The sequence below is a fragment of the Massilia sp. 2TAF26 genome (assembly GCF_052115005.1).
GTDB lineage: Bacteria > Pseudomonadota > Gammaproteobacteria > Burkholderiales > Burkholderiaceae_D > Telluria.
Window position 1 is genome coordinate 220,946 of sequence record NZ_JBFRFV010000007.1, and the last position, 24,353, is coordinate 245,298.

The 24,353-nt window shown below is 67.2% G+C and carries 25 protein-coding genes; 3 read left to right on the forward strand and 22 right to left on the reverse strand.

Annotated features, from left to right (window positions below; translation table 11 throughout):
* Positions 1 to 51 precede the first annotated feature (51 nt).
* Positions 52 to 318, reverse strand: a complete 267-nt coding sequence (gene rpsT, locus AB4Z32_RS10115; RefSeq protein WP_047823157.1) for a 30S ribosomal protein S20 — start codon at positions 316 to 318, stop codon at positions 52 to 54.
* Positions 319 to 519: 201 nt separating this feature from the next.
* Here rpsT and murJ point away from each other — a divergent pair, with 201 nt between their 5' ends.
* Positions 520 to 2,064: a murein biosynthesis integral membrane protein MurJ gene (gene murJ / locus AB4Z32_RS10120; protein ID WP_442121712.1), complete on the forward strand. Its 1,545-nt coding sequence runs from the start codon at positions 520 to 522 to the stop codon at positions 2,062 to 2,064.
* On the opposite strand, the gene AB4Z32_RS10125 is transcribed toward murJ, so the two are convergent.
* From AB4Z32_RS10125 to AB4Z32_RS10180, 12 genes are all read right to left on the reverse strand, one after another.
* Entirely contained in the window at positions 2,045 to 2,851 is an 807-nt protein-coding gene (locus AB4Z32_RS10125) for a type II secretion system protein (protein ID WP_442121713.1), read from the reverse strand. The two genes, murJ and AB4Z32_RS10125, sit on opposite strands and share 20 nt — an antisense overlap.
* 14 nt (positions 2,852 to 2,865) lie before the next feature.
* Positions 2,866 to 3,240, reverse strand: a complete 375-nt coding sequence (locus tag AB4Z32_RS10130) for a type II secretion system protein (protein WP_442121714.1) — start codon at positions 3,238 to 3,240, stop codon at positions 2,866 to 2,868.
* Positions 3,241 to 3,244: 4 nt separating this feature from the next.
* Positions 3,245 to 3,721 (reverse strand): type II secretion system protein, encoded by a 477-nt coding sequence (locus AB4Z32_RS10135; protein WP_442121715.1) that lies wholly within the window; start codon positions 3,719 to 3,721, stop codon positions 3,245 to 3,247.
* Positions 3,718 to 5,733, reverse strand: a complete 2,016-nt coding sequence (locus AB4Z32_RS10140; protein ID WP_442121716.1) for a secretin N-terminal domain-containing protein — start codon at positions 5,731 to 5,733, stop codon at positions 3,718 to 3,720. Before AB4Z32_RS10140 ends, AB4Z32_RS10135 begins: the two co-directional genes overlap by 4 nt.
* Positions 5,733 to 6,293, reverse strand: a complete 561-nt coding sequence (locus tag AB4Z32_RS10145) for a hypothetical protein (protein WP_442121717.1) — start codon at positions 6,291 to 6,293, stop codon at positions 5,733 to 5,735. Before AB4Z32_RS10145 ends, AB4Z32_RS10140 begins: the two co-directional genes overlap by 1 nt.
* Complete coding sequence (locus AB4Z32_RS10150; protein ID WP_442121718.1) at positions 6,290 to 6,883, reverse strand: hypothetical protein; 594 nt, start codon at positions 6,881 to 6,883, stop codon at positions 6,290 to 6,292. The genes AB4Z32_RS10145 and AB4Z32_RS10150 overlap by 4 nt, the downstream gene beginning before the upstream one ends.
* Positions 6,880 to 7,431: a PilN domain-containing protein gene (locus tag AB4Z32_RS10155; protein WP_442121719.1), complete on the reverse strand. Its 552-nt coding sequence runs from the start codon at positions 7,429 to 7,431 to the stop codon at positions 6,880 to 6,882. Before AB4Z32_RS10155 ends, AB4Z32_RS10150 begins: the two co-directional genes overlap by 4 nt.
* Positions 7,428 to 8,261 (reverse strand): hypothetical protein, encoded by an 834-nt coding sequence (locus AB4Z32_RS10160; RefSeq protein WP_442121720.1) that lies wholly within the window; start codon positions 8,259 to 8,261, stop codon positions 7,428 to 7,430. The genes AB4Z32_RS10155 and AB4Z32_RS10160 overlap by 4 nt, the downstream gene beginning before the upstream one ends.
* Positions 8,254 to 9,936: a GspE/PulE family protein gene (locus AB4Z32_RS10165; protein WP_442121744.1), complete on the reverse strand. Its 1,683-nt coding sequence runs from the start codon at positions 9,934 to 9,936 to the stop codon at positions 8,254 to 8,256. Before AB4Z32_RS10165 ends, AB4Z32_RS10160 begins: the two co-directional genes overlap by 8 nt.
* 17 nt (positions 9,937 to 9,953) lie before the next feature.
* Positions 9,954 to 11,144, reverse strand: coding sequence for a type II secretion system F family protein (locus AB4Z32_RS10170; protein ID WP_442121721.1), 1,191 nt, complete (start codon positions 11,142 to 11,144; stop codon positions 9,954 to 9,956).
* A gap of 11 nt (positions 11,145 to 11,155) precedes the next feature.
* Entirely contained in the window at positions 11,156 to 11,608 is a 453-nt protein-coding gene (gene gspG / locus AB4Z32_RS10175) for a type II secretion system major pseudopilin GspG (protein WP_442121722.1), read from the reverse strand.
* Between the two features lie 189 nt (positions 11,609 to 11,797).
* Positions 11,798 to 12,229 carry a hypothetical protein gene (locus AB4Z32_RS10180; protein WP_442121723.1) on the reverse strand — a complete coding sequence of 144 codons (432 nt, stop codon included), beginning with the start codon at positions 12,227 to 12,229 and terminating at the stop codon, positions 11,798 to 11,800.
* A gap of 257 nt (positions 12,230 to 12,486) precedes the next feature.
* Here AB4Z32_RS10180 and AB4Z32_RS10185 point away from each other — a divergent pair, with 257 nt between their 5' ends.
* Both AB4Z32_RS10185 and AB4Z32_RS10190 read left to right on the forward strand, forming a co-directional pair.
* Positions 12,487 to 13,236, forward strand: coding sequence for an NF038120 family PEP-CTERM protein (locus AB4Z32_RS10185; RefSeq protein WP_442121724.1), 750 nt, complete (start codon positions 12,487 to 12,489; stop codon positions 13,234 to 13,236).
* A 349-nt stretch (positions 13,237 to 13,585) separates the two neighbouring features.
* Entirely contained in the window at positions 13,586 to 13,876 is a 291-nt protein-coding gene (locus AB4Z32_RS10190; RefSeq protein WP_442121725.1) for a hypothetical protein, read from the forward strand.
* A gap of 14 nt (positions 13,877 to 13,890) precedes the next feature.
* On the opposite strand, the gene AB4Z32_RS10195 is transcribed toward AB4Z32_RS10190, so the two are convergent.
* The 9 genes from AB4Z32_RS10195 to AB4Z32_RS10235 all read right to left on the reverse strand — a co-directional run.
* Entirely contained in the window at positions 13,891 to 14,658 is a 768-nt protein-coding gene (locus tag AB4Z32_RS10195) for a LuxR C-terminal-related transcriptional regulator (protein ID WP_442121726.1), read from the reverse strand.
* Positions 14,659 to 14,666: 8 nt separating this feature from the next.
* Positions 14,667 to 15,383, reverse strand: a complete 717-nt coding sequence (locus AB4Z32_RS10200) for a winged helix-turn-helix domain-containing protein (protein ID WP_442121727.1) — start codon at positions 15,381 to 15,383, stop codon at positions 14,667 to 14,669.
* Between the two features lie 269 nt (positions 15,384 to 15,652).
* On the reverse strand, positions 15,653 to 16,243 hold the full coding sequence (locus AB4Z32_RS10205; protein WP_442121728.1) for an NF038129 family PEP-CTERM protein: 591 nt from the start codon (positions 16,241 to 16,243) through the stop codon (positions 15,653 to 15,655).
* Between the two features lie 25 nt (positions 16,244 to 16,268).
* Positions 16,269 to 19,298 (reverse strand): ExeM/NucH family extracellular endonuclease, encoded by a 3,030-nt coding sequence (locus AB4Z32_RS10210; RefSeq protein WP_442121729.1) that lies wholly within the window; start codon positions 19,296 to 19,298, stop codon positions 16,269 to 16,271.
* Between the two features lie 143 nt (positions 19,299 to 19,441).
* Positions 19,442 to 20,470, reverse strand: coding sequence for a TIGR03790 family protein (locus AB4Z32_RS10215; protein WP_442121730.1), 1,029 nt, complete (start codon positions 20,468 to 20,470; stop codon positions 19,442 to 19,444).
* A gap of 35 nt (positions 20,471 to 20,505) precedes the next feature.
* A complete protein-coding gene (locus tag AB4Z32_RS10220; RefSeq protein WP_442121731.1) occupies positions 20,506 to 21,219 on the reverse strand; it encodes a PEP_CTERM-anchored TLD domain-containing protein in 714 nt (237 codons plus the stop codon).
* Between the two features lie 143 nt (positions 21,220 to 21,362).
* Complete coding sequence (locus AB4Z32_RS10225) at positions 21,363 to 22,781, reverse strand: mannose-1-phosphate guanylyltransferase/mannose-6-phosphate isomerase (RefSeq protein ID WP_442121732.1); 1,419 nt, start codon at positions 22,779 to 22,781, stop codon at positions 21,363 to 21,365.
* Positions 22,778 to 23,944 carry a sugar phosphate nucleotidyltransferase gene (locus tag AB4Z32_RS10230; protein ID WP_442121733.1) on the reverse strand — a complete coding sequence of 389 codons (1,167 nt, stop codon included), beginning with the start codon at positions 23,942 to 23,944 and terminating at the stop codon, positions 22,778 to 22,780. The genes AB4Z32_RS10225 and AB4Z32_RS10230 overlap by 4 nt, the downstream gene beginning before the upstream one ends.
* Positions 23,945 to 23,960: 16 nt before the next feature.
* Positions 23,961 to 24,353 (reverse strand): GDP-mannose 4,6-dehydratase (locus AB4Z32_RS10235; RefSeq protein ID WP_442121734.1); only part of this gene is annotated, 393 nt, incomplete at its 5' end.

Here is a 24,353-nt window from a genome sequence, read left to right on the forward strand (position 1 = left end):
GGTCTTTCATCCTTCGGAACTGCGCGCCCGAAGGCGCGGCAGGTGTCGCTATCAGGCCGACAGGGCCTTGATGGCGGCAGCCAGGCGGCTCTTGTGGCGAGCGGCCTTGTTCTTGTGGATGATTTTCTTGTCAGCGATGCTGTCGATGGTCGACACGGATTGCTGGAAGATGGTGGTCGCAGCGGCCTTGTCGCCAGCCTGGATGGCCTTCTTGACAGCCTTGATCGCGGTGCGCAGGGTCGAGCGCTGTGCCGAGTTGTGAGCGTTTTGCTTAACTGCTTGACGAGCGCGCTTGCGCGCCTGTGCGGTATTTGCCATGGAAATTCCTAATCGGTGTAAGTTGCGTCCGCAAACACCTCAAACGATTAGTGTCTGCCAACTGAATTCAATACAGCCCTCGATTATAGCGAAGGTTTCATCGCAGGGCAATTCCCAATTCATATTCCTGTCCGCTTTACCCCGCAAAAAGCGACGCCACGGAGGTTTCCTGGGGCTATTGCCCAGCTATAATCGCGGCCTATGAACCTACTCCGAACCCTGGCGGCCATCTCGAGCATGACGATGGTTTCCCGCATCACCGGCCTGCTGCGCGACAGCCTGTTTGCCCGCGCCTTCGGCGCCTCGCCCTACACCGACGCCTTCTATATAGCGTTCCGCCTGCCCAACCTGCTGCGCCGCCTGTTCGGCGAAGGCGCCTTTTCGCAAGCCTTCGTGCCCATCCTGGCCGAATACAAGACCCAGAAGGGCGAAGCCGCCACCCACAGCCTGGTCGACCACGTCGCCACCACCCTGGTCTGGGCGACCGTGCTGGTCAGCGTGCTCGGCGTTATCGGCTCGCCGCTGATCCTGATGGCCATCGCCAGCGGCCTGGACGGCGACGGCTTCGACAAGGGGGTTGTGATGACCCGCCTGATGTTCCCCTACATCGCCTGCATGTCCTTCGTGGTGCTGTCCGGCGCCGTGCTCAACACCTGGCGCGAGTTCAAGATCCCGGCCTTCACGCCGGTGCTGTGGAACCTGTCCTCGATCATCTTCTCGCTATTCCTGGTGAAGTACTTCGAGGTGCCGATCTATTCGATGGCGGTGGCGGTGATGGTCGGCGGCGTGGCCCAGATCGCGATCCAGATCCCGGCCCTGAAGCGCATCGGCATGCTGCCGCGCCTGTCCTTCAACCCGCTCTCGGGCCTCAAGGACCCCGGCGTGCGTCGCATCCTCAAGAAGATGGGCCCGGCGGTGTTCGCCGTCTCCGCCGCCCAGATCAGTCTGCTCATCAACACCAACTACGCCTCGAACATGGGCGGCGGCGCGGTCTCCGTGCTGCAGTATGCCGACCGCCTGATGGAATTCCCGACCGGGATGCTGGGCGTGGCCCTCGGCACCATCCTGCTGCCCAGCCTGTCCAAGGCCAATTCGGACGGCGACGTTGCCGAATACTCGGCCCTGCTCGACTGGGGCCTGCGCCTGACCCTGCTGCTGGCCCTGCCCGCCGCGGTCGGCCTGGCAGCCCTGTCGACGCCGCTGATTGCCGCCCTGTTCAACTACGGCGAATTCAACGCCGCCAACGTGGCCGCCGCCACCGCGCCGCTGATGGCCTATGCCGCCGGCCTGCTGGGCATCATCCTGGTCAAGATCCTGGCGCCGGCCTTCTATGCGCGCCAGGACATCCGCACCCCGGTGCGGATCGCCATCGGCGTGCTGATCGCGACCCAGGCGATGAACCTGGTCTTCGTGCCGCTGCTGGGCGTGGCCGGGCTGGCGCTGTCGATCGGCATGGGCGCCTGCATCAACGCGCTCTTCCTGTTCATCGGCCTGCGCAAGCGACGCATCTACACGCCGCATGCCGGCTGGCTGGGCTTCTTCCTGAAGGTGGTGGCCGCCGTCGTCGTGATGGGCATGGCGGCCTGGTTCAGCCAGGCGCAGCTCGACTGGGCTGCGTTGCGCTCCCATCCCTTCCTGCGCATCGGCGCCCTGCTCCTGATCATCGGCTTCAGCGCCGCCGTCTACTTTGCCGTGCTGTTCGCGCTGGGCTTCCGTCCGCGCGACTTCATGCGCCGCGCGAAGTAAGACGGTCCTTCGCGTCCTTCGCGTCCTTCTCGTCCTTCTCGTCCTTCTCGTCGTCGCCGGAACCCGAGGCTTCCGACGGCGGCGGCGGTTCGGCCGGTTCCGGCGGTGCCGCATGTTCCGCCGGCGGCGGTTTTACATTCTCCGGATCGCCGCGTCCCGGGAACAGCGACGGCGGCTCGGACGGCGCGGCGCCGGGCGGCTGGCCGGCGGGCGGCTGGCCGGCAGCGGGCTGGCCCGGCTGGCCGAACAACCCCGGCTGCCCCGGCTGACCCGGCGGCTGCCCCGGCTGTCCCTGCGCCACCCCCTGCCCGGTCGCCGCAAACTTCCAGTCCGAGATGTGCTCGCGCCCCTCCAGGTTCTGGAAGCGCGCATCGAAGTTCGCCTGCTTCAGCGGCTTAGCCTGCGACAGGCTGTACACCGCCACCACCCCGCTGCCCTTGCCGTCGATGCCGCCTCCCTTGTTCAGCCAGACGATGCCCCACTCGGCCTTGCCGCTGACCGGGTCGACGAAGATCTTGCGCAGGTGACGGCGGGTGCCGGGAAAGCGCGGATCCTTCAGCAATTCTTCCAGCGAGGGCGGCTGCGGCGGCTGGCCGCGCGGGGTGGCCTCCGCATAGCTGGTCAGCGCGGCGCCGAAGGCGGCACCGATCTCCAGCAGCTCCTGCTCGGCGGCGGCGCGGCGCAGCAGGGCGTCGGCCTTCAGGGTCGCGGCGCCCACCAGGCCGATGATCGTGACCAGCACGATCAGACCGACATAGGTGAAGCCGGCCTCGCGGCGCAGCCGCATGCAAGGCCCGCGCGCTACCATTCCGAATACGGCTTGCCGTTATGGCCCTTGCCCTCGGCGCCGCTGCGGATGTCGTACACGTTGCCGCGCGACGGATCCTCGGGCGGCACGACGATCCAGCTGGCGTCGCTGTCCGCCACCGGATCGAAGGGCAGGCGCGGCAGGTATTTTTTATCGACCAGCTGCTCCAGCGATTCCGGATAGCGTCCGGTATCGGCATGGAACTGGTCGATCACTGCGCGCATGGTGCGCAGGTTCTCGGCCAGGATGGTCTCCTTCGTCCTGTCGACGCTCGGGAAAAAGCGCGGCACGGCCAGGGTCAGCAGCAGGGCCACGATACCCAGCACCACCAGCAGTTCGATCAGGGTGAATCCGCGGTTCGTCTTCATGCGTTCACCACCTGCCGTAGGGGATGCCGTTCAGGCCCACCCGGCCGGACAGCGAATACACGTCGTACACGTCGTCGCCCTCCTTCGGTTCTTTGGCCTCGCTGGCATAGCTGCGCTTGCCCCAGGTCTGGGCATCGTCCAGCGCCGGGTCGGCGGCGAAGGGATCGCGCGGCAGGCGGCGCAGGAAGTAGATCTTCGCCTTCTTCGGGCTGCGCTGGTCGACCACGCCGTCGGCCAGCAGCTGCAGCCTGGGCGGATAGCCGGTCGCGCCCACGGCCTTGGCGATGCGGCCTTCGTCGCTGGCCTTCTTGTAGGCGTCGATGGCCTGGCGGATCTCGCGCAGGGCCAGGCGCAGGTCCTGCTCGTGGCGGCGCTGCGCGGCCATGCTGGCGGCTGGCACCACCATGGCCCCGAGCAGGGCCAGGATGGCGAGCGTGACCAGCAGCTCGATCAGCGTGAAGCCGCGCGCGCGACGCATCATTGGCGGGACGGCACCGGCGTCACGTCGGGCTGGGGCAGCGGCACGGCCTGCACCTCGGGCGTCGGCGGCAGCGCGGTGGCAGGACTCGAGGGCGGCGCGGATGGCGGCGGACCGCCCATGTTGACGCTGGTGGCCGGCACCATCGCCGCCGGCGCAAGCGCAGGTGCAGGCGCGGGCACCGGCGCCGGTGCAGCGACGGGCGAGGCCGGCGCGGACAGCTGCGGACGGCCCGGCAGCGTGGCCGGCAGGCGCACCGCCTGGTCCGGACGGCGCCGGAAGCTGGCCTCGGTGCCGGCATTGAATTCGGCGGCGCCGGCGGCCGGACGCTGGATGTTGCGCACCAGGTGGGGCGTGATCGACAGCACCACCTCGGTCTTGTCCCGGGTGTCCTGGCGGCTGCCGAACAGGCGGCCGACTAGCGGCAGGTCGCCCAGGCCCGGCAGGTGGGTGGCGCTGCTGCGCTCGTCGTTCTTGATCAGGCCCGCCAGCACCTGGTTCTCGCCATCCTTCAGCTGCAGCATGGTGGCGGCCGAGCGCGTGCCGATGCGGTAGGCGGTGGTGCCGGTCTTGGTCTGGATGGTGTCGACCAGGGTGCTGGCCTCGAGCGAGATGCGGATGCCGATCTCGTTGTTCAGGTAGATGGTCGGCTCGACGTTCAGGGTCAGGCCGACGTCCACGTAATTCACCGACTCGGAGGCGAAGCCGCCCACGCCCGAGGAGATGGTGGTGGTGATGGTCGGCAGCTTGTCGCCGATGACGACCTTGGCCTTTTCCTTGTTGCGCACGCGGATGCGCGGCGCGGCCAGGGTGTTGGCGTCGCCGTCGGTCTTCTTGGCGGCGATGGTCGCCGACACGCCGGTCACGCCGATATTGCCGGCATTGAGGCCGCGCACCTGGTCGATGGTGAGAGGGACGTCGTTCAGGTTCTTCAGCGGCGCGAAGGACAGCGCGGTCGGCCAGTCGACGCCGAGATCGAGCAGGCGGTTGCGCTGCACCTCGAGCACCTCGACGTCGAGCACGACCTCGGGTTCCGGCACGTCCTGCAGCTGGACCAGCTGGGTGGCCAGCCTGACCGCTTCCGGGCTGTCGCGCAGGATCACCAGGTTGAGCTTCTCGTCGACCACCACGTCGCGCGACTTGAGGATGGTCTTGAGCGTGTTGGCGATGCTCTTCGCGTCGGCATTCGCCAGGAAGAAGGTCTTGACCGTCATCTCCTGGTATTCCTTCTGCTTGGCCGCGATGTTCGGGTAGATCAGGATGGTGTTGCCGTCCATGACCTGGCGCTCGAGCTGGTTGGTCATCAGGAGGTAGTAGACCGCCGATTCGACGGTGCTGTTCTTCAGGAAGATGGAGGCCCGCTGGTCGGTCTTGACGTCCTTGTCGAACAGGAAGTTGAGGCCCGAATGGCGGGCGATGACTTCGAAGATCTGCTTGATCGGGGCATCGCGGAATTCCAGGCTGATCGGCGTCCTGAAGGCCTGGGCCAGGGCCGCCTCGCCCGGCGCCGCCGTGGTCTTTTCCGTGACCTCGGCCAGCAGCCGGCGCGCCGGTTCGTGGCTGGGGCGCTCGCTCAGGATCGCGCCCAGCTTCTGGCGCGCTGCGTCGTAGTCCTTGCGTTCGAAGGCGGCGCGCGCGTCCTCGAGCAGCACGGCGTGGCGGCGGTCGGCCTCGACCAGGCGCAGGCCGGCGCGGGCGCGGTCGTTGACCGGATCGATGCCCAGCACACGCTGGTAATCCTGCAGGGCCAGCTGCACATTGCCGTCGGCGAGTTCGCGGTCGGCCTGGGTCAGCAGGCGGTTGGTGGCGTTGTCGCGCGCGCCCAGCCAGGCCGTCTTGTAGGCCGCATTCGCCGGATCGGCGGCCACCGCTTCCTGGTATTTCAGCAGGCCGGCCTCGACCCTGTCCTGGGCCACCAGCGCATTGCCCTCGCGGTAGGCCGCCTGGCCGGCGCAACCGGCCAGCAGGATGGCGACTGCAAGAGGTACCGCCAAGTTACGGGACAGACGCAGCATCAGTCGAATACTCCAATATTGAGCTGCTGAACCTGGTTCAGCGGCAAATAGGTCAGGGTCAGCAAGGGCGGTGCGATGGCGTCGACGCGATAAGTGCCGTCGATCAGGCTCTTGTCGTGCACGACATAGGTGCGGTCGCCGCGCGTCAGGTAGACCTCCCAGGCGCCGTTGGCCACCGCCTTGCCGATGAAGGTGAAGGGCAGCGGCGGCGCGCTCGGCGGCGCAGGCGGCGGCGCGGGTTGAGGCGGCGGCGGCGGCGTCCAGTCCTGGCGTCCGAACACGCCGCTCTCGCCCTGGCGGAATGCGGCCTCGCTGTCGCCGACCAGGGCTTCGCGCGGTATCAGTGCCAGGATGCGCGGTCCGCCGGAGCCCTCCGCCGCGGCCGGTGTGGCCGCCGCGGTGGCCGCTGCGAGCGCGGATGGGACAGGTGATGCGGCACGCGGGCGCGGTGCCCGCTCCGCCGCCTCGGCCACCTCGACCTCGGGCGAGCGGTCGCCGAAGATGGCCAGCAGCGCGGCGCCCGCCAGGGCCGCGCCCAGCAGCAGGTGGCGCGGCTTCATCGCTCGCCTCCCGGAACGTCCTTCAGGTAGAGGGTCAGGCGCAGGCGCGCCTCCACCACCGGATCGCCGATGCTGTCGCGGCGGAAGCCGATGTCGTCCAGCGAGGCGAACGGGATCGCGCGCAGCGCGCCCAGCGCGAACTGCCAGATGGCGCCATAACTTCCCTTCACCGGCAGGTTCACCTGGTAGGTGTAGAAGCGCGCATTGCGGTCGTAGGCGCTCTTGTACTCGCCCTGGCTGAGCGACAGGCCGTTCTTCGCCGCCAGCGCGAACAGGGTCTTCACCTGTTGCTCGGCGTAGCTGCGCGGGCCGAGGGCGGCATAGAAGGCGTCCAGCGTGTCGGGCGGCGGCGCGGCCGGAAGCGCGGACACAGGCGCGGCCGCAGGCACCTTTGATGCCGGGCTCGACGTGCGCGCCGCGGCCGCCTTCAGCGCATCGTGTTCCTGGTCGGCCCGCACGGCCGCGTGCAGGGTCCAGGCCAGCGCCGCGAGGCAGGCCAGGATGGCCAGCCCGATCGCCGTCAGCAGCGGATTGGCGCGCACGGCCAGCCGCAGGCGCAGCATCAGGCCGCCGAAGGATGGGGAGCTCATTGCGCCGCCCTCCACTGCACGTCGAGCTGGAAGCGGATCGGCCGGTTGGGATCCTGTTCGTTGATCTCGTGGCGCGCCAGGACGACGCTGCTGAACCATTCCTGTTTCCGCAGCTGCCCGACGTAGGCGATCATGTCGTCGCTGCTCTTCGCCTCGGCAGTGATGCGCACGCTGTGCCTGCGCGCGTCCGGTTCCAGGGCCAGCAGCGCGACGCTGGCCGGCGTGCCGGCCTGCACGGCGTCGTGCAGCGCGCGCCAGGGCAAGTTCAGCTGCAGCACGGCGGCGTTCACCGCGGCCGCCTGGGCGTCGGGCACGGGCGGCCGGGCCACGGCCGGCGCCACCGTCCGCGCCTGCGCCTGGGTGCGCGCCTGCGATTGCGCGCGCAGCAGATCGATTTCGCGCTGCCGCTTGCCGATTCCGACGTTGGCGGCGCCCAGCGCGAACGCGATGCAGAGCAGCGCCCATCCCGCGGCCCAGGTCTGGCGCGGCGTACGGAACACGCTGCGCACCAGGCCCGGCGGTGCGAAATCGATGCGGACCTTCTTCATGGCGCCCTCCCCGTCATGGCCAGGCGCGCGCTGTCCGGCCACAGCGGATCGAGCTCGTCCTCGAACAGGGTGCAGGCGAACTTCAGGCGCCCGGCGCTGCTGGCCCAGCCTTGCGGCGCCGGGCCGCAGACCTGCAGGCGCTCCGGGCGGCCCAGGCCCACGCGCAGAGCCTCGCGCGCGACGTGGCTTTCCAGCCAGTCGCGGTCGGCGCCGTCGGGAATCGGCGCGGTACGCACCGCGGCCAGCTGTCTGCCCTCGAAGGCCGCCACGCTCAGCACGCCGCCATGCACCAGGCCGAACCAGGCGCCAGGACGCAGCCGCGAACGGAACTGGTTCAGCGCGGCGACGAATTGCGGCGCCACCTCGACCAGGTGGAAGCGGTGGCTGGCAGCGGCCTGCCGCAGCTGCGCCAGCAGGGCCTGCGGCACGGCCGCGGCCAGGAAGGGCTGGCTGGCGTTCCAGTCGGCGCGGATGCTCCATCCGGCCAGGCCGGCGCCGAACAGCGCCTGGTAGCGCAGCGCGGCGGCGGCTTCCAGGTCGGCCATCCGCGCCGCGCCGCCCGGGGGCGCAACCTGCCACAGGCGCACCAGTTCGTCGGACAGCACCACGCTCACGCGCATGCCGGCCACGTCGTGCTCATCCAGCAGCAGCGGCAGCGCCTCCGCGATCGCATCCAGGCCCGTGTACGCGCCATCCGCGGCCAGGCGCAGCTGTCCGAGCAGCAGGGCGCGCTCGTGCTGCCAGGCGCTGGTGTGCACCAGCGCCAGACCGTCGGGCGCGATCCCGAGGCGCAGCGCCTGCGCCAGCCAGGGTCTCAGCCATCTACGCATGCAGGGTCACCCGTTTGATCTCTTCGATGGTGGTGGCGCCGCGCCTGACCAGGTCGAGCGCGGCCATGCGCAGGCTGCGGGTGCCGTTGGCGGCGGCCGCGGCCTTGATGCGGCGGATCGGCTGCTTGTCGACGATCAGCTCGCGGATCTCGTCGTTCAGGGTCAGGATCTCGGCGATCGAGCGGCGGCCCTTGTAGCCGGTGCCGCGGCAGTCGCCGCAGCCCTTCCCGCGCATGAACAGGTAGTCGCCCACCTCTTCCGGGTGCAGGTGCGCCGAGGCCAGCTCGGCGTCGTCCGGCTCGTATTGCGCGGCGCAGTGCGGGCAATTCATGCGGATCAGGCGCTGGGCCCAGATGCCGTTCAGGGCCGAGACGAAGGCATACGGATCGATGCCCATATGGGTGAAGCGCCCGAACACGTCGAACACATTGTTGGCGTGGACGGTCGTCAGCACCAGGTGGCCGGTCAGGGCCGACTGCACCGCGATCTCGGCGGTCTCGCGGTCGCGGATCTCGCCGACCATGATCTTGTCCGGGTCGTGGCGCAGGATCGAGCGCAGGCCCTTGGCGAAGGTCAGGCCCTTCTTCTCGTTGACCGGGATCTGCAGGATGCCCGGCAGCTGGTATTCGACCGGATCCTCGATGGTGATGATCTTCTCGCGCCCATTGTGGATCTCGGTGAGCGCCGCGTACAGGGTCGTGGTCTTGCCCGAGCCGGTCGGCCCGGTCACCAGCAGCATGCCGTAGGCTTCCTGGGCCAGCATGCGCAGGGTCGCCAGCGAGGGCGCATCGAAGCCCAGCGCCTCCAGTGTCAGCGCGCCATAGGACTCGATCATGGCGCGCTTGTCGAGGATACGGATGACCGCGTCCTCGCCGTGGATGCTGGGCATGATGGAAACCCGCAGGTCGATCTCGCGGCCGCCGGACTCCACGCGGAAGCTGCCGTCCTGCGGGATGCGGCGCTCGGCGATGTCGAGTTCGGCCAGCACCTTCAGGCGCGAGATGATGTGCTCGGCCAGTTCGATGCCGCCCACCGAGGCCGCATGATCGAGCACGCCGTCGACGCGGTATTTCACGGCCAGGCCGCCGGCCGTGCTCTCGAGATGAATGTCGGAGGCGCCGGCCTTCAAGGCATCGTACAGGGTCGAGTTGACCAGCTTGACGGCCGGGCTGGCGCCCTCCGACACCGAGGCGAAGGACAGCATCGTGGCTGCCTTGCCGTCGCGGCGCCCGGAGTCGCTGTCGCCCACCAGCGTATCGACGGCGCGCGCCGATTCCTCCTGCTTGCCGAGATAGGCCTGGATGTCCCCGGCCAGCGCCAGGCGCAGGTGCAGCGGACGCACAGCCGTGCAGCCGGCCTGCGCCGCCAGCCAGGTCTGGAGGTCGAGGTCGAAGGGGTCGGCGATCACGCCGGTCAGCTGCCCCTCTCCGTCTTTCAGCAGGACGCAGTTGCGCGCCATCGCATGCGCCAGCGGCAGCAGGTCGAAGGCCGGCTGCCGGCCGAACATCTCGGCCGTCTCCATGACCGTCAGACCGAAGGGCTCGGCCAGCCGGCGCACGATCTGGCGTGCTTCCAGCCCGGACAGGGACTGCAGCTCCTCGACCAGCGAACGCTGCGACTGGCGGCTCTGGGCGCGCGCGCGAGCCAGCAGGGCGGGATCGAAGTGAGCGAACATGTCGGCGTTCGAATCAGTCACGACATGTCTCCGGCAAGGTCGAAGATCGGCATGTACAGCAGCACCACGATGGCGCCGACCACCAGGCCGATGGCGGCCATCAGCAGCGGCTCGAAGGTGCGCGTGAAGCGGTCGATCCAGCGCCCGATCTCGCCGTCGTAGAAGGCGGCCGAGCGGGTCAGCATCGGGCCCATGTCGCCGGTGCGCTCGCCCACCCGCAGCATGCGCAGCGAGATCGGCGTGGTCAGGCCGTTGGCCTCGAAGGCGTCGGACAGCGGACGCCCGGATTCGATCGCCGCCTTGGCCGCGCGCAGGCTGGCGCCGATGCCGGGCGAGACCATGCCCTGCACGGTCTCGATCGCGCTGACGATGGTGATGCCGCCCTCGTTGAGCATGCCCAGGGTCAGGTAGAGGCGCGACAGTTCGTAGACGCGGGCGCGCTCGCCGATGCCCGGCAGCTTCGCCAGCAGGCGCGCGGCGCCGCCCTGGCGCAGCACGCGGCGCATGCCCCAGCCGGCCAGCAGGATGGCGGCGGCGAAGGACAGCAGCAGGCCGCCGGCGTGGCGGCCGGCGAACTGGCCCCAGTCCAGCATCAGGCGCGACATCCACGGCAGGTTGCGCCCGGCCCCTTGATACACCTCGGCGAAGCGCGGCACCACATAGGACATCAGGAAGATCGAGACGCCGCCGCCGACCACCAGCAGGATCGCCGGATAGATCGAGGCGCTGACGATTTTCGAGCGCACGGCATCGATGCGCTGCTGGTATTCGATATAGCGTTCGAGGGCGCGCGGCAGGTCGCTGGTGCCCTCGGCGGCACGCACGATGCCGACGTAGAGCGGCGGGAACAGGGCCGGCTGCTCGGCCAGCACGCCGGAGAAGCGCTTGCCCTCGCGCAGGCCGGCCAGCAGGCGCTCCAGCACCGCGCGGGTGGACGGACCGGCTTCCTTTTCGAGCAGGGCTTCGAGGCCCTCGACGATGCCCAGGCCCGCGGTCAGCAGGGCCAGCAGCTCCTCGCTGAACAGGACCAGCGACAGCTTGCCGCCGCGCCGGCGCAGCTGGAAGCCGGCCGCGCGCGCCGGTTCGACCGCGCTGACGTAGAGACCGCGCGCCTCGACCTGGCGGCGGGCGTCGGCTTCATCCGAGGCATCGACCACCACGCTGGCGATGCTCATGTCGGGAGCGAGGGTGCGGACCGCGAACTGCACGGCAGGCGCGCTTATTGCGAGCTGATGTCGGCGGCGTCGCCGGTGCCGCCCGGCTGGCCATCCTTGCCGAGCGAGACGATCTCGTAGTCGCCCTTGGTGCCGGGCGCACGGTACTGGTAGGGGTGGCCCCAGGGATCAGGCGGCACGCCCTTCTTCAGGTAGGGACCGTTCCACTTGCCGGCGGCGGTGGGCGGCGCCACCACCAGGGCGTTCAGGCCTTCCTCGGTGGTCGGGTAGCGGCCGACGTCGAGGCGGTAGGTGTCGAGCGATTTTTCGAAGGCTTCGATCTGGGCGCGCGCCACCGTGACTTCGGATTTGCCGAGCTGGGAGAAATACTTGGGGCCGACATAAGCGGCCAGCAGGCCGATGATGACGATCACCACCAGCAGCTCGAGCAGCGTGAAACCTGCGCTGCGGGCCTTGTCGACACGACCGTGTGCGCCCCGGTACTTCTCTGAAACCATCCCCACTCCTTTGTGCTTTTGGAAAGCCTAGCCGTGCAAGGCTACCATGCTCCTAGACGCACAGACAATTTCTTTTTTACTATGCAACACAAGTTGCGACAATCGAAGGAAACGTATCGATGCGTCACAGGCTTGTAACCGAAAAAAGCCAGGAATAATGCAGCCACGCAAGGGGAATCGCCGGGGAAATCAGCGCGCCTGCAGAACCCCGCTGCCGCCCAGCTGGCAGGTGCCGGCGCGGCAGACGGCGCCGGGATCCATCATGTATTGGCAGGTCGAGACCCTGCCGTCCGCCGCATTGGCGGTGCGCCGCTCTTCCTTGTAGCGCTCGCCGAGGGCCTGGAGTTCGGCCTGCTGCGTCTTGCCCGAGGACCAGGCCAGGTAGCTTTCGGGCCCTCCGCAGGGACGCGCACCGAGCGCCAGCGTATGGCATTGCGCATCGCTGGAACAGTCCGGCGTGCCGACCAGGGCGCGGATGCGCGCAAGGGTATCGCCCGGTTCGCCTGCGGCGGCGGCCGGCGGGGTCTGGGTGCCGCGCGGCACCTGCCGGGCCTCGGGGGCGGCGGCGCTGCAGGCGGTACAGGCGGCCAGCGCCAGCAATAAGGGGATCAGGGTTCGCATGGACCCATCATGCGCCCCGGCCCGTCGCAGCGTCAAGCGTACCGATGGGGCGTCGGCACCCTTCGTTCATAAGCGCCTGTTACACGACAGATGCTTAGTTAATTCAAATATTATTCGGCTGAATGTGAATATCGCCGTTCGTTCGCTTGTGTGTTATCTGCCACACAAAGTTATCTTAAATGATATATTCTATGGCAAGTTTTTGGCAGTCCCGCAAGCCGCGCATCCGCGCATCCTCCACCGAAAAAAGGCAAACCATGATCAGGACCACACTTCGCGGCGGTGTACTCAAACATATCTTCGGCGCTGCCGTGCTTGCCATCGCCTCCGCCGGCGTGGCCCAGGCGGCCGTCATCGATTTCGAAGGCCAGAGCGGGCCGGCGCTCAACACGAGAAGCTTCGTGCAGGACGGCTACAAGGTCACCTTCCTCGATCCGGGTGGCGTGGCGCCGCCGAACACGATCCTGATCGGCCGCTTCATCGACGGCGGCAACCTGGCCAGCTGCGGTCCGAACGTTTGCCCGATCAATAACACGACGACCTACTTCGACCTGCTGACCAGCGGCCTGATCGACATCACGCCGAACGTGTCGGGAGCGACCTTCAGCTTCAGCGGACTGGACGCCAGCTTCATCGCCGCCCTCGGCGAACAGTACCCGTCCATCCCGGCCGCGCTGCAAGTGATCGGCCTGCGCGCCGACGGGACCACCATCGACACCATCCAGTTCAACATCCCGGACACGATCGCCTTCCAGCACTTCGACGCGACCGATGCCGTCGGCGGCCTCGACTTCTCGCAGCAACAGTTCATCGAACTGGCGATCGTCGGCTTCCGCTGCAACGCGGAGGGCCAGTGCGGTGGCCTGGACGGCAATCCGGCCCAGATCGGCCTGGACAATATCGCCCTGTCCGACCTGCCCAGCAACGAGGTGCCGGAGCCGGCCAGCGCGGCCCTGCTGGCGCTGGGCCTGCTGGGTGTGGGCGCGGGCACCCGCCGCCGCCGCTGATCCCTTCGCGGCAACGCCGGCGCGGCCTCCGGGATGCGCCGACTCCCCTCCTTTTCTGCCCTCCTCCTCCCACGTGCCGAAGCGATAACACAGCTTGCCGCGGATGTGAATTTGTTTATGCAGTTTTTCCAGATGTCAGTACGCAAACGTCGCATCAGCACGACGTTGCCTTGGTGCACTTAAAATTTCCCCGAGCACACTTTCGGCATTTACTCACAACTTCGCTTATTTCCACACAAAAATCTTTCAAAACATCAATATTTGCACTAAATTAACGAAAAAAATATTGAGTCGCGGAAAATTTCCTGCCTACAATAGATCATCTGTCGAACGCACCCTCTTCCGCACCATGAAACTTCACGCCTTCCGCTCCGTTTCCGCCCTCGTCGTCGCCGTCATCCTCGCCGCCTGCGGCGGTGGCCAGGCCGACCAGCCGACCCAGACCGCTGCCGCCGTGCTCGTGTCCGGACAGTCGGGCACTGCATCCCAGGTCGCTGCCACCATGCCGGCGCCGGATTGCGCCGCCGATGGCTGCAAGAGCCCGCGCATCATCGACGGCAACGCCGAAGCCTACCGCTACGATGCGATGCGCCGCGCCGCCGCCGGCCAGGCAGCCGGCGACACCAGCAGCAGCATCTGATTCTTGCCGGAGGCTCAGGCTTCCAGCAGGCGTAGTTCGAGGCAGCGCGCCAGAGCGTGCGCGCGATTGCCGACCCCGAGCAGGCGGTAGATCCGCTGCAGGTGGTTCTTGACGGTCAGCGCGCTGATCCCGAGGATCAGCGCCATCTCTTCATTGCTCTTCCCCTCGCGCAGCCAGCCGACGATCTCGGTTTCGCGCGCGCTCAGCGGCCGCGGCGGCCGGCCGGCGGCATGCGCTTCCGACACCGGCAGGCGCAGCAGCGCCAGGTGCAGGTGGGCGAGCAGCAATTCCAGGAAATAGGCATGCCGCGGCCCCGGCCGCATCGGCAGGCCGAACAGCAGGAATACGCTTGCCCCGTCCGCCAGCGGCCCGGTGCCGTGCACCAGCACGCTGTCGAAGCCGGCTTCCCGCAACTCCGTTCCGAAACCGGCCAGGGGGCCGCGCCTGCCGTCCGCCTCATCCGCGCCGAGGTCGGCCAGCGCCGGCAACCTGCCGCCCCGCATGCAGTGGCGGGCGATGCGCAGCGCCAGGCCGTCGCGGCAGTCTGCCAGCAGGGTTTCGGCATCGGCCGGCAGCAGGGTCGCATGCAGGCATTCCAGCCGGCGCAGCGCACCCGAAGGCGCGAACTGCAGCGCCACCATCACCTGGTGCGGCAGCAGCGCCTGCAGCTGGCCCTGGGTCCAGAGAAAGAACTGGCGCATGCTGGCCACCCGCAGGCCGGATTCGACGGCGCGCAGCAGGTATTCCTGCTCCTGCCGGCTGAGGATGACGACCGCGTCCACGCGCGAACTCAGGCGACCTCGGACCAGTCGACACGCGCGTTCCAGGCCACGAAGCGGTAGCCGGTGCCGCGCACGGTTTCGATGTGTTCCTGGTGGCCGCTGGGCTGCAGGGCGTTGCGCAGACGGCCGACGTGGGTATCGACGGTGCGCTCGTCGAGCACGGCATGGCGGCCCCAGACCTTGTCGAGCAGCTGGGAACGGGTGTGCACGCGCTCCGGATGGTGCATCAGGAAGTTCAGCAGGCGGAATTCGACCGGTCCCAGCGCCAGCAGGCGCGAGCCGGCGATCACGCGCTGGGTGCCGGGATCGAGGCGCAGGCCGGCCATCTGCACGGTCTCGCTCGACACGTGCGGGATGCGCCGCCGCAGCACCGCTCCCATGCGCGCCAGCAGCTCACGCGGATTGAAGGGTTTGCCGAGGTAATCGTCGGCGCCCGATTCCAGTGCCAGGATCTTGTCGTGCTCGCCGATCCGGCCGGACACCATGATGATCGGCAGCTCGCGGGTGCGCGCCTGGGCGCGCAGGCGGCGGATCAGCGCCTCGCCGGATTGTCCGGGCAGGTCCCACTCGAGCAGCAGCATGTCGGGCAGGCTGTCGTCCATCAGCACCAGGGCCGACTCGGCGTCGAGGCAGCTGGCGGCATGGTGGCCGGCGCTGCTCAGGTTCAGCTCGAGCAGCCGGCGGATGGCGGGATCGGGGTCGACCACGAGAATGTGTGCTGCCATGGAACTCGGTCTACATTGCTGGGTCTGCGGGAACAGGAATGATTTTAATATGCACCAAGCAAGATGAACTGAACAATATGATTTGCCTTGGAGATTGATATCTTTCCCGAATAAATGAGAAAAGCGCGCAAACCCTAGAGGGAAGCGGGCTTCACCCGTCCGGAACAGGCCGGCGAGGGCGCGGCAAAAGTGGCGAAAAGGATACATACAAGACACAAAAAACCCGCCTGCCCTCGCGGACAGGCGGGTGATTGCAGCCGCTGCCCGGGTCAGGCGCGGCGGCGCTGCATCAGGCCCATCAGGCCGAGGCCGGTCATGACCAGGGCCCAGTCGGCCGGTTCGGGCACGTCGGTGTTGCCGCCGCCGGCGCCTTCGGTGACGAACGCGATGTCGCTGCCCTGGATCTGCGGCGGCGCGCCGGCGGACAGGTCGATCTGGACCACGGATCCGGTGAGGTAATCCGTCTGCTCCTGGTTCACGAAGGCGACGCTGAAGCGGCTGAAGTCGCTGCCGGTATCGCCGACATCGAGCGTCAGGTCGAAGCCGAGCAGGCCGCCGAAGGTGACGGCTTGCCACAGCGCGCCGTCCGGAGCACGCAAGGTAAAGCCGTTGCCCGCCGCGGACGCGTCGCCGAACAGCGTGGTGCCGCTGCCGACGCCGGTGAGCTTGCTGATGAAGGCCGAGGTCGGCACCCCGGTGCCCGGGCCGGCCAGCGACAGCTCCAGGTAGCCGCTGCCTTCGGCGGCGAAGGACTTGGTGGTCAGGTCCACGTGGTAGGTGATCGGGGTGGCCAGGGCGGCGCCGCAGGCCATGGTCAGTGCCAGCAGCGAGCTGGTCAGGAGCGATTTCAGAGTTGCCATCTTGTTTGATCCTTGATTCGGTGGGTTAGAACGAGCCGCTGTACAGCTTCGGCGTGTACGAGATCGTGACCTTGTTCGGGTTGCTGAATGTCACGCTGACCGTCACCGAGGCGCCCGCGGCGAGCGACGCATCGGGCAGCGTCACATACGGCGCACCATCCCTGGTGCCGCTCTTGTTGTCGAGCGTGACGCCGGCCGGCAGGCCTTGCAGCAGGAACTGCAGGGGACCGCTCAGCGCCGCAGCGCCGATGTTGGTGAAGGTGACCGAGCCGCTGTACTTGTTGGTGATGCGGTTGACGGTGAAGCCCGACTGCACCGCTTTCACGCTGGCGCTCACGTCGGTCAGTACCGGCGCCAGGTTCAGGCTGACGATCACCGGATCGTGGTCGGAGGCGCGGAAGGCGTTGTTCACGTAGGGGTCGTTGCCGGCCTTGCCTTCCAGGTTGTAGTCGATCGCATCCGGTTCGTCGGCGTTGTTATGCCATTCGGTCACGCCGGCCACCTGCTTGTCCAGCGAGGTACTGGCCAGCGCGTGGTCGAGGTAGCCGCTCTGGCCGTCGAACACATAGGAGTACGGCATGCCGTTCGGACGCACGAAGCGCTCCAGCTCGCTGACCATGCCCTGGCCGTTCAGGTAGACGATCGGATCTTCCTGGCCGTAGGCATTGAAGTCGCCCACCGCCAGCACGTCCGGATCGCCCGAGCTTGCCACCACCTGGTTGATGAAGCTCACCAGCTGCTGTGCCTGCTTGACGCGGGTGGCGTTCCAGCAGCCCTGGCCGTCGCCGCTGTCGCTGTCGCCGGTGCCGGCGCCGCTGCAGCTGCCCTTCGACTTCAGGTGGTTGACGATCAGCGAGAACCTGGCGCCGTTGGCGACCGACTTGAAGGTCTGGGCCATCGGCGGACGGTTGTTGATCGCGGCGTTGTCGGACATCGAAGCGCCCACCAGGCTCACCACGGCCGGCTTGTAGATCATCGCCACGCGGATCGCGTCGGTGCCGGTGGCCGGCGGCTGCGGCACGACGGCGTAGGCCGGATAGCCGACCGCCTGATTGAGCTGGCCGACCAGGTAGTTGACCGCATAGTCGCCGTTGTTCTGGATTTCCATCAGGCCGACCACGTCGGCATCCATGCCCTTCAGCTCGTTGACGATCTTGTCGCGCTGGCGCACGAACTCGGCCAGGCTGTCGGCGCCGCGGCAATTGCTCTTGCTGGTCGAACTGCCGAGCTTGCAGCCCTGGCCGGTCCGGCCCTCGACATCGGTGCCGTCGGTGAAGGTGGTGAAGAAGTTCAGCACGTTGGCGCTGGCGACCTTGACGTTGCCCGGGGCGACTTCCGGCTTGTCCAGGCGCGCATTGGTGCGGCTGATCTGCGGGGTCTCGGTCGGCTGCACCTTGAACGCGGCGCCGCCGCCGCCGATCGCGCCGAAGTCGAGCACGCCGGTCAGGTCGTTCACGGTATCGCCGGTGCGCACGGTCTTGTCGTCGGCCAGGTAGGGAATCTGCGGCGGGGTCGTGAAGATGCCGTCGTCGAGGACGACCATGTTGCGGTCGTTGGCCTTGATCAGCGCGATCGCTTCCGGGGTGCCCGGGCGATAGCGGTTGGTGGCGGTTTCGCGGCGGCCGTTCGACAGCACCAGTTCGCCGCGGTCGGCCAGGTAGCTGTTGCCGTTCACGGTCAGCGGGCCGACGAAGCGCACCAGCATGCCTTCGTAGTTGGCGAGGTCGGCGTCCGGCAGCTGGATATTGGTCGGGGCGATGGTGTAGCCGCTGCCGGTGACGGTGACCGCGGTGACGCTGGTGAGTTCGGTGTAGGAACGGGTCGCGCCGCTCGGCTTGTATTCGGTCACGGTGCCGGTCACGCGCACCATGTCGCCGACGTTGCCGGCAGTGGCGGCGCCGAACACGTAGATGGCGTCCGAGGTGGTCGGGTCGCCGTCGCCGTTCGGGTCCTGGATGAAGAAGCCGCCGCCGCTGAGCTTCTTGGTGATCACGCCGCTGGTGGTCTGGACGGTGTTCGCGTACTTGCTGGTGGCGCCGCTGCCCTGGATCTGCGGGATCGTCAGCTGGCCGGCGACCGAGACGTTGACGGTGCAGCTGTTGCTCTGGCTGGCGTCGTTGCTGAAGCTCACCACCACCGGATAGAGGCCGGCCGGCACGTTGGCCGCGACCGACAGCTTGACCGAGGCGCTGCCGCCGGCGGCGGCGGCCGGTGCGAAGTCGGTAAGGCTGATGCCGCTCACGGCGCCGCTGGCGATGACGGCGGCGTTGACGATGCTGTCGCTGTCCGATGCGCTCAGGGCGCCGGAGAAAGCGGTGCCGAGGCCGCCGCTGACGGTGGCCGGGCAGTTCAGGACGATCGGCGCGGCCGGCGGGGTGCCGCCGCCAGTGCCGCTGCAGACATGCAGATCGCTGGCGGTGTTGCGCGGCGCCGGCGTGCCGTTGACGAAATCGTTCTTGTTATCGTCGGTATCGGCACAGCCGCCGTCCTTGCGCAGCGCGGCGAGCGAACTCGACAGGTTCGGCGAGGTGGGGCCAGTGCCTTCGTAGCCGGTGGCGCTGGTGCCGAAGCCGACCAGGTCGGCCAGCGTGGGCTGGTCGGTCGGATTCGGATTGGCGACCGTCGGCAGAGCGGTCTGGCTCCTGACCAGCGCGACCTTGCCTGCGCTGGCGCTCATGTTGACGCTGCCGGATGAGGCGTCCGCGGCCGGCATCGCGGCGCCGACCGCGCCGCCGGATTGCAGCTGAATCAAGTAGTACTGTCCCGCAGCCAGGGTTACCTTGGGAATGTTGACCTTGTTGCTACCCCAGCTGTTGCCGCCGGCAGAGGTGTACTGGATGCTCCAGCCATCGAGGGTGACAGGGGCGCCGCTGCGGTTGAACAGTTCGACGAAGTCGTTCTGATAGGTGGCGCCGCCGTTGCCGCCGCCGCCGTAGACCTGGCTGATGACGATGGGGCCGCCGTCACCGGCGAAGGCCGGCGCCGACAGGCTGGCCAGCAGGGCCGCGAGCACGGTCAGGCGGCCTGGAGCTTGAAAGAATGAACGTTGGGTCATGTGGGTTCCCGAAGTGGATGCGGTTGTCAGTGAAACACTTAACAAATCAATATTAAATGCACAAATTGACAACATCATGACCACGGATTAGTCCGTACGGACCAATCCGCTTCACCGCTCGGGAAACGGAAGGGGGACGGCCGTCAGCGCGGCCGTTTGCGGTAGGGAGCCGCCAGCGGCTCGCCGATGAACAGGCCCTGGGTCGGCCAGGCGACGCTCTTCCAGTAGGCTTCGATCGCGCTATTGCCCTGCACGTAATGCTTGAGCAGCACGGTCGGATTGGGGAATTTCTGCCAGTAGTTGCAGGGTTCGCTGACCGAGCCGTAGCTGGCGGTGGCGCCCGCCTCCAGCCAGCGCAGGCTGCTCATCTGCCCTTCTCCCAGCAGGTCGCCGCCGAGCGAAGTCAGGTGATCGGCCAGGGCGCCGGGCAGGAAATGCAGGGTATTCAGCTTGTCCACCTGGGCCATGCCGGTCTCGTAGATCATCACGTCCTTCGCGCCTTCCAGCACATCGCCCTGGATCGTCTTGGTGCTGAGTTTCCTGGACTCGATACGGCCCGGCGGCGGGAAGAAGCCGGCGCGCGAGTTGCGCGCCTTTTCCGAGGTGACCAGGTAATAGGCGGTGGCCGGCACGACGCGGAAACCGGCCGAGGCGCCGCGATCGATAAGCGCCCTGGCTTCCGATACCGATTCGGTCGGCAGCAGCATCGACAGGCGCAGCTTGAGGTCGGTATAGGGCCGTGTGGAACTGGAGTTGAAGTAAGGGCTGGAGCGTCCGCTGGCGCAGGTCTTGGCGCACTGGGAGGGATCGAAGCCCAGCGTGTAGGCGCCGGTGATCGAATTGCACTCGACCCTGTAGGGCGCGGTCCAGACCATCAGCACCGCCTGGATGTCCGGGCCGAGGTGGCTGTCGATCTCTTCCCTGAGTTCCTGGAAGCGTTCGAAGCTGATCTCGTGCGGCTTGTCCGGAATGCTGACGTGGACCACGTTGGCTTCCGGGATGCCGCGCCGCTTGCGGTAGTACTCGCCGATCTTGACGCTGTTCGGCTCGGCATCGTTGATGACGACGGCCAGTTGCGCCGGCTGCAGGCTGGGGGCACTGGTGAACTGGGCATGGGCGCCGGCGCTGACCGCCAGCATCAGGAAGGGAAGAAAACGTCGGATCGATCTCATCCCTTCATCATGCCACAACTTGCAACGAGGACAATTTACGCCCGTTTGCGCTGGCGCCAGTGTCCGAACGCGGCGAGCATGCCGATCCCGGCCAGCAGCATCGCGCCGGCGCTTGGCTCCGGCACCGGGACGATGGCGAAGATTTCCATCGCATTCACGGTGACGGCCTGGCCGCCCAGGCTGCCGTCGATGATGCTCATGCCCTCGTTCATCGGATTGCCATAGCTCAGTTGCCAGGACAAGGCCTTGGTGAGGTCGTCATTGACCAGCAGGTCGGGGCCGGAGCCGAACACGGGGCCGAACAGGATGTCGTTGAAGGTCTGGCGCAGACCCTGGCTGGGCAGCTCGTAGCTGGTCGGCACCTGGCGGTAGACCGCCGGCGTGGTGAAGTTGAACAGGAAGGCGGTGCGCTGGAAGTCGCGCTCGGTCTCGTGCCAGCCGTCGGTGGACGACCAGCTCTGCGGGTTGTAGCCGCCCACCAGGAAGCTCTGCCCGCTGCTGTTGGTCACGTCGAGCAGGGTGAAGCTTGCGCCCCTGCCGTCGGCGGCCTGGTGGAAGGTGGCCGAGGTATCGCCCGGACGCAAGGTGTAGACCTTGTCGAGGTTGAACTCGCCCTTGCCGAGCCAGCGCTCTAGCTGGGCCTGGCGGCCGTCGTCCAGCAGGCTGGAGCCGCCGATGATATCGCCTGCACGCGCAAGGCCGCCGGCCAGCGCCAGCACCATGCCGCCCGCCGCAATGATCGTCTTCATGGGAGTCCCCCATCGGTTCGAGTCAAGGCATTGTATGCCTGACGCATGATGATGTACGCACTGTAGACCTGCGGAAAAGAGAACGCCGCCGGCGCTGGTGCGCGGGCGGCGTGATCAAGGCGAATGTGATTCAGGCGAACGGGTCAGGCGCGCTGGTAGACGTCCTCGAAACGCACGATGTCGTCTTCGCCCAGGTAGCTGCCCGACTGCACCTCGATCAGGTGCAGCGGCAGCTTGCCCGGGTTTTCCAGGCGGTGGGTCATGCCGATCGGAATATAGGTCGACTCGTTCTCGGCCAGCAGCTTGACGCTGTCGCCGCAGGTGACGCGCGCGGTGCCCGACACCACGACCCAGTGCTCGGCGCGGTGGTGGTGCATCTGCAGCGACAGCTTCTCGCCCGGCTTGACGCAGATGCGCTTGACCTGGAAGCGCTCGCCGGCATCGATGCCTTCGTAGAAGCCCCAGGGACGGTAGACCCGGGTGTGATACAGGTGCTCGGTGCGCTCCTGGACCTTCAGGTGGTCGACGATGTTCTTGACGCGCTGGACCTGGTCCTTGTGCGCCACCAGCACCGCGTCCGAGGTTTCCACCACGACCAGGTCCTTGACGCCGACCACGGCCACGATGCGGCTCTCGGCGCGCACCAGCGAATTGCTGACGCCGTCCAGGTAGACGTCGCCGCGCTGCACGTTGCCGTGGGCATCGGCCTGCTGCACGTCGGCCAGGGCCGACCAGGAACCGACGTCGCTCCAGCCGATGTCGGCGGCGACCACCACGCCGTCACGGGTATGTTCCATGACAGCATAGTCGATCGAATCCGACGGGCAGGCCGTGAACGCGGCTTCGTCCAGGCGGCAGAAGTCGAGGTCGCGGTAGGCGCTGCTCATGGCCTGCTCCGCCGCCCTGGCGATCTCGGGCGCGTGCTGCTCGATCTCGGCCAGGAAGCGGTCGGCGCGGAACATGAACATGCCGCTGTTCCAGTAGAAGCCGCCATCGGCCACGAAAGCTTCGGCCGTGTTGCGGTCGGGCTTCTCGACGAAGCGCTCGATCTTGTAGCAATCATCAACGCCCGGCAGCGGCTCGCCGCGGCGGATGTAGCCGTAGCCGGTTTCCGGCACGCTCGGCACGATGCCGAAGGTGGCCAGCGAACCGTCCTGCACCATCTGGTACGCACGCTCGACCGCCAGGCGGAAGGCTTCGTTCTTCTCGATCACGTGGTCGGCCGGCAGCACCAGCATGATGGCCTCGGGATCCTCGGCCAGTAGGTGGCGCGCGGCCGCGGTCACGGCCGGGGCCGTGTTGCGGCCGACCGGCTCGAGCAGGATGCCGCTCGGGGTGATGCCCACCTCGCGCAGTTGCTCGGCAACCAGGAAACGGTGTTCGTTGCCGCAGACGACCAGCGGCGCCATCAACCCCGGCCAGCCGCGGACCCGCAAAGCGGTCTCCTGCAGCATGGTCTTGTCGGTGACCAGCGGCAAGAGCTGCTTGGGCATCAGGGCACGCGAGAGCGGCCACAGGCGGGTGCCGGCGCCGCCGGAGAGGATGACTGGATAAATTTTCATGCGCTAATTTTCTCTAATGGGGAATCTGTCTCGTCCGCGCCGTCTTTGCGGCGGCTGCGGCGACGGTCGCGGGCGTTCAGCCACTCGTCGGAGCTGTATTCGGACGAGTGCTTCATCTCGCCGGCGCGGTCGATGCTGTAGTCCTTGAAGACGATCATCTCGTGCAATGTCACATCGTTAAGCACGCGAGTATATTCGAAAAGCACGCTACGGACGATTTCGGCACCTTCGCAGATGTGGCTGCCATGGCCGATCCAGGTCGGGCCGATGATGGTGGCGCCGGCCTCGATCTTGACGCCCGAGCCGATATAGACCGGGCCCTTGATGGTGGTACCGTTCCAGTCGATGCTGGTGTTCAGGCCCACCCACAGGCCGGGCTCGATCTCGATGCCGGGCACGTCCATGTGATTGACTTCGCCGGTCAGCACGTTCTGCAGCACTTCCCAGTAATCCGACACGCTGCCGATGTCCAGCCAGTTGAACGGGCGGCCCTGGGCATAGAAGGGCATGCCCTTCTCCGCCAGCAGCGGGAACAGCTGGGAGCCGATGTCGAACTCCACGCCGGAGGGGATCAGGTCGATGACTTCGGGTTCGAAGATGTAGATGCCGGTGCTGATGAAATTCGACAGCGCCTCTTCCTGCTTCGGCTTTTCCTGGAACTGGGTGATGCGGCCGTTCTGGTCGGTGACCACCACGCCATAGCTCGACACCCTGTCCCAAGGCACTTCCTTGGTGATCACGGTGGCCATCGCCCCCTTGCGGCGGTGCTCCAGCAGGGCCGCCTTCAGGTCGAGGTCGATCAGGGCGTCGCCGCACAGGACGATGGTGGTGTCGTCGAAGAAGCCGCCGAATTCCTGGATCTTCTTCATGCCGCCGGCCGAGCCGATCGGCACCGCCACCACTTCGCCGTCTTCCTTGGTATAGCCTTCGAAGGAGTAGCCGATCTGGACGCCGAACTGCTCGCCCTCGCCGAAGTATTCCTCGATCTTTTCGTGCAGGTGGCTGACGTTGACCATGATCTCAGACACGCCGTGCTTGCGCAGGTGTTCGATCAGGTAAGCCATCACGGGCTTGCCCAGCACGGGGATCATCGGTTTCGGCAGGTCATAGGTCAGCGGACGTACGCGGGTGCCTTTGCCTGCTGCAAGAATCATCGCTTTCATGGTTCGGTCCTCATGCTCATTTTGGGGTAGTCTGGTAGCGCCAGGAGTCGGCGCACATCTGCGCGATGTCACGCTTCGCCGTCCAACCGAGTTCCTCGCGCGCGCGGGTCGGGTCGGCGTAGCACTTCGCGATGTCGCCGGGGCGACGGTCTACGATCTGATACGGAATCGGCTTGCCGCAGGCCTTTTCGAAGGCATGCACCATTTCCAGCACGCTGTTGCCATTGCCGGTGCCCAGGTTGTAAGTATGCAGTCCGGCGCCCTGGGCCAGCTTGTCGAGGGTCTTGACGTGGCCGATCGCCAGGTCGACCACGTGGATGTAGTCGCGCATGCCGGTGCCGTCCGGGGTCGGGTAGTCGCCACCGTACACGGACAGTTTCTCGCGCTGGCCGTTGGCGACCTGGGCGAT